Raw genomic sequence first — 14,725 nt, 5'->3', positions numbered from 1 at the left:
CCAGGCACGACGCCGGCCTCCGGCGCACGAGGGCGGGGTTCGTCCTCCCCGTGCGCGCGGTCGTCGGGCCGGCCCGGTCGTCGCCGGAGCGGCTCAGCCCGGGGCGTCGCCGGCGAGGCGCTCGACGACCTGCGCGAGGCCGTCGTCGTCGCCCACGTTGCCCGGGAAGACGACGTAGGGGACGCCCGCGGCAGGCCCGTCGACGGGCTCCCACAGGGAGACGAGCCCGGGGAGCATCGGCCCCCGCACGACGGCGCGGCTGATGCCCAGGCCGCGGGTGGCGACGTCGTGGGAGGTGATGCCGCCCTTGGCGACGACGAAGCGGGGCGGGCGGAGCGCGAGGACGCGCGCGACGAGGTCCACCACGGCGGAGGACACCGTGCGCGACAGCGCGAGGCTGCTGCTCGCGTCGTCGCCGGTGACGAGGTCCCGGCTGGTCTGCACGAGGACGTCGCCGCGGCCGAGGGCCTCGACCACGCGGGCGACGGCGTCCTCGAGGTGGCCGTCGCGGCTCGCGTCGTCGACGAGGACGGGCACGGAGAGCTCGACGACCTCGGTGGAGGGCCGGGCCCGGACGAGGCGGTCGCGCTGGCGGGTGGTCAGGCCCGTGTGCGAGCCGACGACCACGAGACCGCCCCCGCCGGAGCCGCTCCCGACGTCGACGCCGCGGACGACGGCGGGGGCGTCCTGGCCGACGCGGGCGCGCACGAAGGCCGGCCCGGTGCGGTAGACGAGCGTGCGGCCCTCGCCCTCGAGGCGGGCGCACGCGAGCGCCGTCGACTGCAGGTCGCCCTGCGTGGCGGCGTCCACCGAGACGACGGAGCCCGGGGGCGCGCCGCGCAGCAGGTCGGCGACGGCGTCCGGCCCGCGGCGGACGGTCGCCAGGTCGAGCACGACCACGTCGCGGGCCGCGACGGCGCCGCCGGTCTTCTCGGCGACCCACTCGGGCAGGCTCGAGCTGCGGTAGCCGAACGTGGCGTCGCCGGCGAACTCCGACTCCCCGACGGGCACCATCCGCCCGCCCTCGCGCGTCCAGTGGACGCCGTCCACGGTGACGCGCCCGGCGTCGGGGAAGGCCGGGGCCAGGAGCACGAGGTCGGGGCGGGCGTGCCCGGCGGCCTCCAGCTCCTCGGCGATGACGTCGGTCTCGAGCGGGAAGTGGCCGCGCAGCGTGGAGTCGCTGCGGGACAGGAAGGTCACGCGCTCGCCGCGGGAGCCGGCGGCGGCCAGCGCGGTGCGCACCACCTCGCGGGTGCGCTCCGCGGTCGACGCCGGGTCGAGGCTGCGCGAGTTGGTGAGGACGTACAGCGCGGGGCCGCCCTCGAGCGCCCACGCGAGGTCGTCGTGCTCCCAGCGCGTCAGGACGGGCAGGTCCGCCACGGACTGCGTGCCCGTCGGGTCGTCGTCGAGGACCACCAGGGTGGTGCCCGCCCCGCGGACGGCCTCGGCCACCTGCGCCGCCGTCACGCCGGCCTCGGGGGGCGCCCCCCGCAGCACGTCGTCGAGCTCCATCGCTCCTCCGCTCCGTCGTCGGACGTCCGGTCTCCCGCCGCCGGCCGCGGGAGCCACCGGGCTCCGACGTCCGGCGCCGCGGACGAGCGCGCCGACCGCCCCTCGCGGGGCTCGCGGGACGGGCGGCTGCCGCCGCGACGCCCGACCCTACGGCGCCGCTGCCCCCGGGGGCGGCGACCGCTCAGACCCGGAAGCCGGAGACCACCGCCCGCAGCTCCGAGGACAGCCGCGCGAGCTCGCCCGCGGCGCGCCGGGTCTCGCCGATGCCCTTGGAGGTGGAGTCGGTCACCGCGGCGATGCCGCCGATGCCCGCGGCGATGGCGCCGGAGCTGTCCGCCACACCGGCCACGTCGCGGTTCATGGACGCCGTCGTGCTGGTCTGCTCCTCCACCGCCGAGGCGATCATGGTCTGGTAGTCGCTGATGCTGTCGATCACCTGGCTGATCTCGGCGATGGCGGTGGCCGCGGAGGTCGAGTCGTGCTGGATGGCGTCGACGCGGCGCGTGATGTCCTCGGTGGCCTGCGCCGTCTGCTGCGCCAGCTCCTTGACCTCGCCGGCGACGACGGCGAAGCCCTTGCCCGCGTCACCGGCGCGGGCGGCCTCGATGGTGGCGTTGAGGGCCAGCAGGTTCGTCTGCTCCGCGATGGCGGTGATGACGCGCACGACGGCGCCGATCTCCGCGCTGGAGGCGCCGAGGCGGCTGACGGTGGCGTCGGCGGAGGACGCGCTGGCCACCGCCTGGGCGGCGATCTGCGCCGCGCGCGAGGCGTTCTCGGCGATCTCCCGGATGGAGGCGGTCATCTGCTCGCCGCCGGCGGCGAGGGTCGCCACGGTGCGGGACACCTCGTCGGCGGCGTCCGAGACGGCGCCGGCCTGCGCCGAGGCCTGCTGGGAGCCGCCGGCGATCTCGCCGCTCGTGGCCGAGAGCTCCTCGCTGGCGGCCGACAGGGTGCTGGAGGTGGCGGCCAGGGTCGCCACGGTGCCGCGCAGGCTCGTGGTCGCCCGGTCGAGGGAGGCGGCCATCCGCCCGACCTCGTCGCGCGAGGTGACGTCCGCGGAGCTGGTCAGGTCGCCGTCGGCGATCGCGTCGAGGACGGCCGAGACCCGGGCCAGCGGCCGGGTGATGCGCCGCACGGCGAGGACGGCGAGCGCGGTCGCGAGCGCGAGCCCGATCACGAGCACCGCGCCGATCAGCGCCACGGCGCCGGACGCCGTGCTCGTCGCCTCCTCCACCTGGCCCAGGGCCTGCGCCTCCTGGGCCACCCCGGCCACCTCGATGGCCTCCGCCCCGACGGTGACGAGCGGCAGGACCTCCTCGCGGTAGACCGTCGCGGCGCCGGTGACGTCGCCGGCGTCCGCCATCGGGACGAGCCGCTCCTGCGTGACCGCGAGGATGTCCTCCACGGCCCCGCGCAGGTCGGCGACGGCCTGCGGGTCGGCGGCCTGCGGGGCGTAGGCCTCGAGGGCGCCCTCCATGTCGCCGAGCTTCTCGTCCAGCTGCACCAGCAGCTCGGTGCGCACCTCGGGGGTCGCCGCGGGGTACTCCACGATCCGGGCGCGGGCCGCCTGGAAGCCGCGCTGGACGGCCGACAGCTCGACGAGCGGGGCGATCCCGTCGGTGGCCAGCACCTGCGCCGTCGAGCGCAGCGACGCCATCTTCGCCGCGCCCACGCCGGCGACGGCGAGGGCGACCAGGGCGACGACGGCGAGTGCCGCGGCGATCTTCGCGGCGACCGAGCGGTCGGCGAACCACCCCCCGGAGGCGGCCTCCTCGGTGCCGCGGCGGGAGAGGTCTCTGGCGTCCATCGGTGCCTCCTGGTCGGTGCTGGCGCTGCGCGGTCGACAGCCCCTGGCCGTCCATCGGCCCGCGGGTGCCCGGGCTGAGCCCACCGGGGCACCGATCGGGGTCCGGGCCCGACCAGGGAGGTCCTGGGTCCAGCGCGTCCCGGCAGCCGGCTGCGCCGACCGGGGGAGGAGTCCCCACCCGTCCGGCGCGGCGTGCGGGTGAGCGCGACGACGAGCGGGTGAGCCGGCCGGCCGCGGCGCCTCGGCCGGCGAGCACGTGCCGAAGCCGCTCCCGTGACCACCTCTCCCGCCAGGCTCCCGCTCGTCGCGGCAGCCGCCGTGCTCGCCCTGCCCCTCGCAGCCCTGCCCGCCGGCGCCCAGCCGGCGTCCCATCCGGTGTCCTCGACCGCCTCCCGGGCCGCCACCGGCGCCCCGACCGCCGACCTGCTCGCCGAGCAGGTCCTTCCCGTCGAGGTCGTCCGCGACCTCACCGCAGCCCAGGAGGACCGCGTCGAGGACGCCCTCGTGGCCCCGGGCGCGGGCGCCGTCGTGTCCGTCGCCGTCGAGGACGCCGACGGCGGCCTGGTGGTCGAGGCGCTCGACGTCGCCCGGGCCGACGCCGCCGGCGTCGCGCGCCTGCTCGACGGCCTCGCCTCCGTGGAGGAGGCCGCCGTCGCCGGCACCGTGCGCGCCCTCGGCGCCCCGGTCCTCGCCTCCGGCAGCACGACCAGCGCGGCCCCCGACCCGCTGCGCTCCCGGCAGTGGCCGCTGTCCGTGCTGCGCGCCGACGACCTGCGCCCGCTCGTGGGCGCCACCCCGGTCGTCGCCGTCCTCGACACCGGCGTCGACGGCACCCACCCCGACCTCGACGACGCGCTCGTGCCCGGGCTGGACCTGGTGGCCGGCAGCGGGGACGGCTCGACCGACCCGCAGGGCCACGGCACCCACGTCGCGGGGGTCGTCGCCGCCGAGGTGGGCAACGGCGTCGGCGTCGAGGGCCTCGTCGGCGGGGCGCGGGTCATGCCGGTCCGCGTCCTGGGGGCCGACGGCAGCGGCAGCACGGCCGTGATCGCCCAGGGCGTCGTCGCGGCCGTCGACCGCGGCGCCTCCGTCCTCAACCTCTCCCTCGGCGGGCCCGGGGACGACCCGGTGCTCGCCCGCGCCGTCCGGTACGCCACCGACCACGGGGTCCTGGTCGTCGCGGCCATGGGCAACGCGGGGCGCAGCGGCTACCCGACGTCCTACCCGGCCGCCTACCCGGGGGTGCTCGCCGTGACGGCGACGGACGCGCGGGACGTGCGGGCGCCCTTCTCCTCCACGGGTGCGCACGCCGACGTCGCCGCGCCCGGCGCCGCGATCGTCTCCACGTACCCGGGCGGTGAGTACGTGGGCATGTCCGGCACCTCCATGGCCTCGCCCTACGCCGCCGCGACCGCCGCCGCCGTGCGCGGCGTCGCCCCGGCGCTGACGCCGGCCCAGGTCACCGAGGTGCTCACCAGCACGGCGCTCGACCTCGGCGCCGCCGGGTTCGACGACCTCCACGGCCACGGCCGGGTCGCCCCCGTGGCGGCCGTCGAGCGCGCCGCGCAGCTGGCGGGGACGGCCCCGACCCCGGCCGCGGACCCGGAGCCGACCCCGGAGCCCGAGCCGACCCCGACGCCCGAGCCGACCCCGACGCCCGAGCCGACCCCGACGCCGACCCCGGAGCCCGAGCCGACCCCGACGCCGACCCCGGAGCCCGAGCCGACCCCGACGCCCGAGCCGACCCCGACGCCGACGCCGACGCCGACCCCGGAGCCCGAGCCGATCCCGACCCCGGAGCCGGAGGTGCAGCCGGCGCTGCCGGCCGCGCCGGCGTCCGTCACGGCCGTCGCCGGCGACGCGCGCGCGAGCGTCAGCTGGACGGCGCCCCCGCAGGTCGACGGCGCCGAGGTCACCGGCTACAAGGTGCGGCTGCGGACGAGGGGGCGCACCGACCGCGTCCTCACGACGGCCGCGGAGGTCCGCTCGCTGGCCGTCACGGGCCTGGTCAACGCGACGACCTACCAGGTCGACGTGCGCGCCCGCAGCAGCGTCGGCCTGGGAGAGCCCGCCACCACGGCCGTCCGCCCGGTGGCGCCCGCGACGGCCCCGCGCTCGCCGCGCGCCGTGCCGGGCGACGCCCGCGCCGCCGTCAGCTGGACGGCGCCCACGAGCACCGGGGCGTCGGCGCTGACCGGCTACGAGGTCGTCGTCTCCGCCCCCGGGCGGGCGGACGTCGTCGTGCGGACCGCCGCAACGACCCGCGCCGCCACCGTCACCGGACTGGTGAACGGCGTCGACCACGCGGTGCACGTCCGGGCGCTCACCGCCGACGGCGCGGGGCCCGCGGCGACGGTCGCGGTCCGCCCGCGGACGACCGCCTCGGCGCCCCTCTCGGTCTCCTCGGCCTCCGGCTCGACGAGGGACCGGGCCACCGGTGTCTCGGTGACCTGGTCGGCCCCGGCCTCCGACGGCGGGACGGCCGTCTCGGCCTACCGCCTCCTCCTCCGCGCGGAGGGCGCCCGGAAGGACTCGGTCGTCACCGTCCGCGCGACCACGTCCGGCGGTGCGGCGCAGACCGCCGCCGTGACGGGGCTGCGCAAGGGCGTCCGGTACAGCGTCGCCGTCCAGGCCGTGACGCCGGCCGGCGCCGGCGCCGCGTCCGCGCGCACCGCGCTCGTGGCGGCCCGGTAGCCCGGTGACCCGGTGACCCGGTAGCCGGCCGCCCGCCGACGCCCGCCCGCACCGCCTCGGGCGGTGCGGGCGGTGCGCTGGAGCGAGCCGCTGCGGGACCGGCGAGCCGCTGCGGGACCGGCGAGCCGCTGCGGGACCGGCGAGCCGCTGCGGGACCGGCGAGCGCTGCGGGACCGGCGAGCGCTGTGGGACCGGCGAGCGCTGTGGGACCGGCGAGCGCTGCGGAACCAGCGGGCGCCCGTGGCAGGGCGGGAACCGCGATGCGGCCCGCCCGCGTCCCAGGTCCCGTGGGACCACGACGCGCTCGCCGGGACCGGCCCGCCCTCGCCGTCGCCGTCGCGCTGCTCCTCGGGGCGTGCGGCGCACCCGGCGGGGGGCCGGGCCCGCCGCCCTCCCCGCCGCCCTCCCCGCCGGCCGCGACCGGCGGCGCGCCGACGACGCCCGCCGCACCGCCCCCCGTCGCACCGCCCCCCGCCGGACCGACCCCCGCCGGACCGACCCCTGGCGGACCGACCCCCGCCGCGCCGGTGCCACCGGCCGTCGGGAGCTCCTGCCTCGCGGCGGTCGAGGTCGACGGGCGCCGGTACGTCCGGTGGGATCCGCCCGCCGGGGCGCAGGTGCCGGCACCCACGGGGCCCGAGCTGCGCGGCGTCGTCCCGCCGTGCGGGGACGCGGACCTGCACGAGGGCGTCCCGCGGACGCCGGTCCCCGTGCCCGTGCGCGCCCTCGACGGGGTGGCGCTCGAGGACGCCGTCCTCCTCGACGGGCGGGTCCACCTCGCCGACCCCGCGTCGCCCCCGCAGGAGCTGGCGCCCCCTCCCTCGACCGGCGGCTGAGCGCGCGGGAGGTGCGGCGACCGCCCGCCCCCGCACGAGCAGGGCCGGACGTGGGCCGTCGCACCGGGCCCGCGCACCGATGGGGTGAAAGGGCTTCGGAGCGGCGCCCGGCACGCCGATGATCGACCTCGTGACCCTCCGCCGCCGCGCCAGCGCCCTGGCCGTCATCGCCGTCGCCGCCGTCTCGGTGCCCGCCGCCGCTCCCGCCTCCGCCGCGACGGCCGTCGCGACGGTGCCGGCCGCGGCCGCCGTCGAAGCGCTCGAGGAGGTCCTGCCCGAGGACGTCGTGGAGGACCTGGCCGCCCCCGCGGCCGCCGAGGTCCTCGACGCGCTCGTCGACCCGGGCGAGGGAGCCGTCGTCTCCGTCGCCGTCGAGGGGGACGACGGGTCCTTCGCCGTGGAGCGCGTCGCCGTCGAGGCGTCGGACGCCGCCGAGGTCGCCCAGGTCCTCGACGAGCTCCCCTCGGTCGAGGCGGCCGCGGTCGACAGCACCATGCGGGCCATCGGGGCCGTCGCCCCCCCGGCGGCGACGGCCGGCAGGGCCACCGCGGCCGCGACCGACCCGCGACGGGGGGAGCAGTGGGGGCTCGACGCCCTGGGCGCCGAGGCGCTGCGCGCGGCGGCGGCGCCGACCGCTCCCGTGGTCGCCGTCGTGGACACCGGGGTGGACGGGACCCACGAGGACCTCGCCGGGGTCGTCCTGCGCGGCACGGACTACGTGGGGGCCGGCGACGGGTGGAGGGACCGCAACGGGCACGGAACCCACGTCGCGGGCACCGTCGCGGCGCTGGTCGGCAACGGCCTGGGCGGCCAGGGCGTCCTGGGCCGGGTGCAGGTGCTGCCCGTCCGCGTGCTGGACGCGACCGGCACGGGGTACACCTCCGACATCGCCGAGGGCGTGGCGTGGGCCGCGGACCACGGGGCCGACGTCATCAACCTGTCGCTGGGCGGCCCGGAGAGCGACCGCGTGCTCGCGGCCGCCGTCGCGCACGCCGTCCGCCGCGGCGTCGTCGTCGTGGCCGCCATGGGCAACGAGGGGCTGCGGGGGTCCCCCACGTCCTACCCCGCCGCGCTGCCCGAGGTGCTCGGCGTCACCGCCCTGGAGCGCTCGCTGGCCCGGGCCCCGTACTCCTCCCAGGGCTCGCACGCCGACCTCGCGGCACCGGGCTCGGGCGTCCTCTCGACCGTGCCGGGGAACCGGTACGGCGGCTCGAGCGGCACCTCCATGGCCACCCCGCACGTGGCCGCGGCGGCTGCCGCCCTGGCCGCCGCCGTGCCGACGGCCGCGCCCGCGGAGATCTCGGCCGCGCTCACGTCGACGGCCGAGGACCTCGGCGCGCCCGGTCGCGACGTCGCGACCGGCTACGGGCTCGTGGACCCGGACGAGGCGCTCGCGCTGCTGCGCGCCAGCACCTCGGTGCTGCCCGCCGCCCCGCAGCGGGTCCGGGTCGTCTCCACCGACCGGCGCGCCGCGGTCTCCTTCAGCGCGCCGTCCACGACGTCCGGCGGCGGGCGTCCGACCGCCTACGAGCTGGAGGTCCGGGGCAAGGGCCAGCCCGTGCAGCGCCCCGTCCTGCCCGCCGGCACGACGACGTGGACGGCCACGGGCCTGGTCAACGGGCTCGGCTACGAGGTGCGGGTCCGCGCGCGGAACGCGGGCGGGGCCGGTCCGTGGGCCCCGACCGCCGTCGCCCGCCCCGCCACGACGCCGACCGCGCCGCAGCGGCTCGCGGTGCGCGACGGCGACCGCTCGGCCGTCGTCACCTGGGCGGCCCCGGCCTCGCACGGCGGCTCGAAGATCACCCGGTACGAGGTGCTCGTCCGGGGCAAGGGGCAGGAGGACCAGCGGCTGACCACGACGGGCGGCTCGGTGACCGTGCGGGGGCTCGTCAACGGGCTCGGCTACGAGGTCCGCGTCACGGCGGTGAACGGCCCGGGGGCCTCGCCGGCCGCCTCCGTCGTCGCCCGGCCCCGCACCCTGCCGTCCGCGCCCCGGTCGGTCTCCGCCGCCGGCGGGTCCTCGAAGAGCTCGGACCGGACGGTCACGTTCCGCTGGGCCGCGCCGAGCAGCCACGGCGGCGCGGCCATCACGGGCTACCAGGTCGTCGTGCGGGAGAGCGGCACCCGGCGCGACGTCACGCTCGCCGCCCCGAAGGGCGCGACGTCGCTCACCGCGAAGGGACTGCGGAACGGCGCGCGCTACACCGCGGTCGTCCGGGCGGTCAACGCCGCCGGCGTCGGACCGGACTCGGCGCGCACCGCGGCCGCCGTCGCGCGGTAGCGCCACCGCGCCCCGCCGCCCCCCCGGCGGGCCCCGCCGCACGGGTCACGCGAGGCGCTCGGCCCCCCCGGCGGCGACGACGGAGACGAGCTGCGGCCGGGGGTGCCCGGCCTCGGCGCTCGCCCGCGTGACCGCCCGCGCGACGGCGTCGACGTCGCCCTCGCGCACCAGGGCGACCGCCGAGCCCCCGAAGCCCCCGCCCGTCATCCGCGCGCCGAGCGCGCCGGCCGCGCGGGCAGCGTCGGTGACGACGTCGAGCTCGGGCGAGGAGACCTCGTGGTCGTCGCGCAGGGAGGCGTGCGAGCCGTCGAGCAGTGGCCCGACGTCCTGCGGCCTCCCCTGCCGGAGCAGGTCCACGAGCGCGCGGGTGCGCTGCTCCTCGGTGAGCACGTGCCGGGCCCGCCGCACGACGTCGTCCTCGGCGCTGGCCGCGCGGAGCCGGTCGAGCACCTCCTCGACGCCGCTGGTGTCGGCCGCCCGCGCCAGGTGCGGGACGCCGAGCAGCTCGGCCGCGCGGGCGCAGCCCGCCCGGCGGTCCGCGTACTGCCCGTCCACGAGCCGGTGCGGCGCGCGCGTGTCGACGACGAGGAGCACCAGGCCGTGCTCCTCCAGGGCGAGCGGGACGTGCTCCACCGAGCCGTCCGCGGAGTCGAGCAGCAGCAGGTGCTGCGCGCGGGCGCGCAGCGACGCCTGCTGGTCCATCCCGCCCGTCGGGGAGCCGGCCACCTCGTTCTCCGCGCGCACGCACGCGGCGACGAGCTGACGGCGCAGGGCGTCCTCGTCGGTGCCCTCCTCGTGGGTGCTCTCCTCGTGGGTGCCCTCCTCGTGGGTGCCCTGCTCGTGGGTGCCCTGCCCCACGAGGTCGGCCACGGCGAGCGCCGTGGAGCACGTCAGCGCCGCCGAGCTCGACAGGCCCGCCCCCACGGGGACGTCGGAGGTGACGGCCAGGTCCACCCCGGGCACGTCCCAGCCCGGCCCGACGCCGCCCCGCCCGGCGTCGGGTCCCAGCGCCCAGAGCACGCCGGCCGGGTAGGCCGGCCACCCGGGCACGGTGCCCGCGCGGCCGCCGGTGCCGGGGCGGACGTCGGCGAGCGAGCCCTCCCAGACGTCCTCGGGCGCCCACGCCGACACGACGCGCACGCGGCCGTCCTCGCGCGGGCGGACGGCGACGAGCGTGCGGTGCGGCAGGGCCAGCGGCAGGGACGTGCCGCCCGCGTAGTCCACGTGCTCGCCGATGAGGTTGACGCGGCCGGGCGCGGCCCAGACCCCCGCCGGCTCACCGCCGTGCACCTGCGCGAAGAGCGCCCGCACGTCCTCCAGGGCCCGGTCCGGGTCCGGCGCCGCGACCCAGTCGACGTCGCCCCGGCGCTGGTCCCCCTGCTCGCGGCTCATCGGGCCACCTCCCGCAGGCGCTCGGCGATGGCCTCCGGGGTGCGGTCGCTGACCCACGCCGCCATGCCGGACTCCGAGCCGGCGAGGTACTTCAGGCGCCCGGGGGAGCGCAGCAGCGAGAAGGCCTGCAGGTGCAGGCGCCCCAGGTCGCGGCCCTCCCCGGTCGGCGCCTGGTGCCAGCCCGAGATGTAGGGCAGGTGCTCGACCTCGTCGAAGAAGCGGTCGAGGCGCTGCACGAGGTCGAGCTGGACGTGCGCCAGCTCCTCGCGCTCGTCGTCCTCGAGGGCGGCGAGGTCGGGCACGTCGCGGTGCGGCGCCAGGTGCACCTCGACGGGCCAGCGGGCGGCGGCCGGCACGTACGCCGTCCAGTGCTCGGCCTCCAGCACGACCCGGGTGCCCGCCCGCTTCTCGGCCGCGAGGACGTCGGCGAGGAGGTTGCCGCCTCCTGCAGCGCGGTGCGCGCGCGCCCGCGCCAGCAGCGCCTGCGTGCGCGGGGGCAGGTACGGGTAGGCGTAGACCTGCCCGTGCGGGTGGCTGAGGGTGACGCCGATCTCCTCGCCGCGGTTCTCGAAGCAGAACACCTGGGCGACGTCGGGCAGCGCGGAGAGCTCCTCGGTGCGGTGGGCGAGGGCCCGCACCACGGTGCGCAGGCGCTCGACGCCCAGGTCGCCGAAGGAGGCGTCGTGGTCGGCGGAGAAGCAGACGACCTCGGTGCGCCCGCCCGCGGGGCCGACGGGCCACAGCTCCTCCCCGTCGAGGAGGCTGCCGGGCTCGGGGCCCACCGCCCCGGCGGAGAAGGACGGGAATCGGTTGTCCAGCACGACGACGTCGTAGTCCGCGGCGGGCACCTCCGACGGTGCGCCGGAGGACCCGGCGCTCCCGCTCGGGCACAGCGGGCACTGGCCGGCGGGCGGCAGGAACGTCCGCGTCATCCGGTGGGCGGCCACGGCGACCCAGTCCCCGGTCAGGGGGTCCTGGCGCACCTCGCCGGCGCGCCCGCGGTCGGCCGCGGTGAGGGGGCGCTCGTCCGGGCGCTCGCGGCCCGCCCCGGAGCCCCCCTCGTCGTCGTAGTAGCGCAGCGTGCGCCCGTCGGCGAGCAGCTGCTCGCTGCCGGGGCCGCGCACGGCGGACGCCGGAGCGCCGGCGCTGGTCGGGGGAGCGGTCACGGGGTCCTCCGCGGTCGGTGGTGCGAGGCGGTCATCAGGTCGGGCGGGCACGGGACGAGGCGGTCGCGCGCCGAGGGGGTCACGGGGCGTCCCCGGCGACGACGAGCCGGCCGACGCGGGCGGCGACCTCGGCGCGCGCGCCGGGCGGCAGGCCGTCGTCGGTGACGAGCACGTCGACGTCCTCCAGCGGCACGGCGGTTGCGAGACCGACGACGCGCCACTTCGAGGAGTCCGCGAGGACGACGACGCGGCGCGCCGCGCGGACGAGGGCGCGGTCGGTCTCGGCCTCCTCGAGCGTCGGCGTCGTCAGGCCCCGCTGCGGGTCGAGCCCGTGGGCGCCGAGCAGCAGGACGTCGACGTTGACCACCTCGAGCGCGCGGACGGCCAGCGGCCCGACGAGCGCCCGGGACGGCGTCCGGCGCCCGCCGACGAGCAGCACCTGGCGGTCGTCGTCCCCGCCGCCGGGCCCGCTGAGGAGCTCGGCGACCGGCAGGGAGTTGGTGACGACGGTGAGCCCGGGCACCTCGCGGAGCAGCCCGGCGGCGAGGTGGGTCGTCGTCCCCGCCGAGAGCGCCACGGACGTGCCCGGCCCCACCAGGGCGGCGGCCTCGCGGGCGATCGCGGTCTTGGCCCCCACGTGGAGCGCGGACTTCGCGGCGAAGCCCGGCTCGTCCGTGCTCGTGGCGCGCGGGGCCATCGCCCCGCCGTGGACGCGGTCGACCAGGCCCCGGGCGGCGAGCTCGGCGACGTCGCGGCGCGCCGTCATCTCCGAGACGCCGAGCGCCTCGGCCAGCTCCGCGAGCCGGACGGCTCCTCGGACGCGGACGAGGTCGACGACGGCCTGGCGGCGCTCCTCGGCGAGCACGTGCGCCCCCTCGGTGGTCGACCACGACGCTGACGCGTCCGAGCGTGTCATCTCCTGTCCGGACCTGACAAGCACGGGGCGGTCGGGAGGCGTCCGGGCCCCAGGCGCTGGGCGTGCTCCCGCTGGGGGCAGCGGGCGGTCGCCGTCGAGGCGGACCCCCGGGGGTGCAGAGGTCACGCCCTCGTCGTCACCCTGGACGTGGCGAGGGGAAGCGATCGCTGATCGTGGCCGACCCCGGGGAGGGCTGCCGCCGGCGGGGACACCCCCGCCGGCGGCGCGCCTCAGCCCTTGACCGAGCCCGAGTTGAGCCCGGCGATGAGGTACTTCTGCGCCACGAAGGCGAACACGAAGACCGGCAGCGTCAGCAGGAGCGACGCGGCGCCGGCCTGCTGCAGCAGCGGCAGCGTCTGCCCGAGCTGGGTGGCGATGAAGACGGGCACCGTGGCGCTGCTGACGTCGGTGAGGATGACCGCCGTCAGGTACTCCTGGAAGGCGAACAGGAACATGAACAGCGCCGCCGTGATGATGCCCGGGCCCATCAGCGGGATGATCACGAGCCGCAGCATCGAGAAGCGCGTGCAGCCGTCGATCATCGCGGCCTCGTCGATCTCCTTCGGGACGGCGGCGAAGAAGTTCCGCAGCAGCCAGATGGAGAACGGCTGGTTGATCGCCACCAGCGCCAGGGCGAGCGCGAGGGTCGTGTCGTAGATGCCCAGGGAGCGGGAGATCTCGTACATGGGCAGCACGACCGCCGTGCGCGGCAGGGCGCGGAACACGAGCGCCGCCACGAGCAGCGCCACCGAGACCCAGCCCGGCGAGCGGGAGAGCGCGTAGGCGGCGGGCAGGCCGATGACGAGCGCGACGACCGTCGAGACCACGGCGACCACGAGGGTGTTGCCGAGGTACTGGTAGAAGTTCGTCGTCTGCCAGAGGTTGACGAACGCGTCCAGCGTCGGGGTGAAGGTGAACGCCGGCGGGTTGAGGAAGGCCACGTTCGTCGGCTTGATCACCGAGAAGGCCGTCCACAGCACCGGGCTCAGCATCAGCAGGCACACGACGGCGAGGACGACGTTCGCCGCGACCTTGCGCGCCCGGGACGTGTGCGGCCCGCGCGGGCCGGTCGGGAGCTTCGCGCGGCCCCGGCCGGCGTCGCGCCCCTGCGTGGTGGTGGGCCGCTGGGCGGCCTCCGAGCTCGCCATCAGCTGCGTCCCTCTCGTGCGGTGTCGCGGATGAAGGGCAGGAGCATCACGACGATGAGCAGGATGAGCAGCACGTTCATCGCGCTGCCGAGCCCGAGCTGCTGCCCGCCGTCGAGGAACGCCCGGTTGTAGATGTAGAGGACGAGCGACTCGTTGCCGATCTGCACCGCCTGCGGCGAGAGCGGGATGAGCTGGTCGAACAGCCGCAGCACGTCCATGATCGAGATCAGCGTCACGAAGCCGAGGACGCCGCGGATGCTCGGGGCGATGACGCTCCAGTGGGTGCGCAGCGAGCCGGCGCCGTCCATGCGCGCCGCCTCGAGCATCTCCTTCGGCACGCCCTGCAGCCCGGCGAGGATGACGAGCATCGCGAACGGGATCATGCTCCAGACCACCGCGGCCGCCACGAGCCCGCGGTTGGCCCAGGTGTCGGTGAACCACAGCACCTCGGGCAGGCCCACGAGCCGGATGACCTGGTTGACGATGCCGCCGAAGTTGTCGTTGAACAGCCAGGAGAACATCGTCCCGCCGATCAGCCCGGGCACGACGTAGGAGACGAGCAGCAGCCCCAGCACGATCGGGCGCATCTTCCCCAGGCCGTTGACGAGGACGGCGAGGACGTAGCCGCCGACCACCAGCACGCTGACGACGGCGATGGTCACCACGACGGTGAACGCCACCGCCGAGCCGAAGCGCGGGTCGGTGAGGGCGTCGCGGTAGTTGTCCAGGCCCACGAAGGTGCCCGGAGACCCGTAGCGCACCCGCTCGAAGCTCCACTGGATCGTGCGGACGAGCGGGATGACGAGCAGGCCGAACATGACCAGGACGCTGGGGGCGACCAGGTAGAGGTACTCGCGACGGCGCACGGCGGCTCCTCGGAGAGAGGCGGCGCCGGCGCCCCCTGCGGGGGTGGGCTCGGACGTCCGCCGGGGACGGGGTCGCGCGACGGGGCCGCGCTGACGTCGGGGGCGGG

10 protein-coding genes are annotated in these 14,725 nt (G+C 78.0%); 3 read left to right on the top strand and 7 right to left on the bottom strand.

Annotated features, from left to right (window positions below; translation table 11 throughout):
* Positions 1–93: 93 nt before the first annotated feature.
* Positions 94–1,512 carry a four-carbon acid sugar kinase family protein gene (locus Q0848_RS08970; RefSeq protein WP_299036765.1) on the bottom strand — a complete coding sequence of 473 codons (1,419 nt, stop codon included), beginning with the start codon at positions 1,510–1,512 and terminating at the stop codon, positions 94–96.
* Between the two features lie 181 nt (positions 1,513–1,693).
* Positions 1,694–3,319 (bottom strand): methyl-accepting chemotaxis protein, encoded by a 1,626-nt coding sequence (locus Q0848_RS08965; RefSeq protein ID WP_299036764.1) that lies wholly within the window; start codon positions 3,317–3,319, stop codon positions 1,694–1,696.
* 273 nt (positions 3,320–3,592) lie between these two features.
* Here Q0848_RS08965 and Q0848_RS08960 point away from each other — a divergent pair, with 273 nt between their 5' ends.
* From Q0848_RS08960 to Q0848_RS08950, 3 genes are all read left to right on the top strand, one after another.
* On the top strand, positions 3,593–6,013 hold the full coding sequence (locus Q0848_RS08960; RefSeq protein ID WP_299036763.1) for a S8 family serine peptidase: 2,421 nt from the start codon (positions 3,593–3,595) through the stop codon (positions 6,011–6,013).
* A gap of 617 nt (positions 6,014–6,630) precedes the next feature.
* Positions 6,631–6,849 carry a hypothetical protein gene (locus tag Q0848_RS08955; RefSeq protein ID WP_299036762.1) on the top strand — a complete coding sequence of 73 codons (219 nt, stop codon included), beginning with the start codon at positions 6,631–6,633 and terminating at the stop codon, positions 6,847–6,849.
* A gap of 130 nt (positions 6,850–6,979) precedes the next feature.
* On the top strand, positions 6,980–9,130 hold the full coding sequence (locus tag Q0848_RS08950) for a S8 family serine peptidase (protein ID WP_299036761.1): 2,151 nt from the start codon (positions 6,980–6,982) through the stop codon (positions 9,128–9,130).
* 45 nt (positions 9,131–9,175) lie between these two features.
* On the opposite strand, the gene Q0848_RS08945 is transcribed toward Q0848_RS08950, so the two are convergent.
* The 5 genes from Q0848_RS08945 to Q0848_RS08925 form a co-directional block, all read right to left on the bottom strand.
* On the bottom strand, positions 9,176–10,522 hold the full coding sequence (locus Q0848_RS08945) for a galactokinase family protein (RefSeq protein ID WP_299036760.1): 1,347 nt from the start codon (positions 10,520–10,522) through the stop codon (positions 9,176–9,178).
* The gene (gene galT / locus Q0848_RS08940; protein WP_299036759.1) at positions 10,519–11,688 is read right to left on the bottom strand and encodes a galactose-1-phosphate uridylyltransferase; all 1,170 of its coding nucleotides are present in this window, start codon (positions 11,686–11,688) and stop codon (positions 10,519–10,521) included. Before galT ends, Q0848_RS08945 begins: the two co-directional genes overlap by 4 nt.
* Before the next feature lie 79 nt (positions 11,689–11,767).
* Positions 11,768–12,604, bottom strand: a complete 837-nt coding sequence (locus tag Q0848_RS08935; protein ID WP_299036758.1) for a DeoR/GlpR family DNA-binding transcription regulator — start codon at positions 12,602–12,604, stop codon at positions 11,768–11,770.
* Positions 12,605–12,834: 230 nt separating this feature from the next.
* Positions 12,835–13,752, bottom strand: a complete 918-nt coding sequence (locus Q0848_RS08930) for a carbohydrate ABC transporter permease (RefSeq protein ID WP_299036756.1) — start codon at positions 13,750–13,752, stop codon at positions 12,835–12,837.
* Positions 13,752–14,618, bottom strand: a complete 867-nt coding sequence (locus Q0848_RS08925; RefSeq protein ID WP_299036755.1) for a carbohydrate ABC transporter permease — start codon at positions 14,616–14,618, stop codon at positions 13,752–13,754. Before Q0848_RS08925 ends, Q0848_RS08930 begins: the two co-directional genes overlap by 1 nt.
* Between the last annotated feature and the right edge of the window lie 107 nt (positions 14,619–14,725).

Source organism: uncultured Pseudokineococcus sp. (assembly GCF_947495735.1).
Taxonomy (GTDB): domain Bacteria; phylum Actinomycetota; class Actinomycetes; order Actinomycetales; family Quadrisphaeraceae; genus Pseudokineococcus.
Note: the sequence above shows the minus strand (reverse complement) of the source record. Positions and strands in the feature narration are given on the sequence as shown.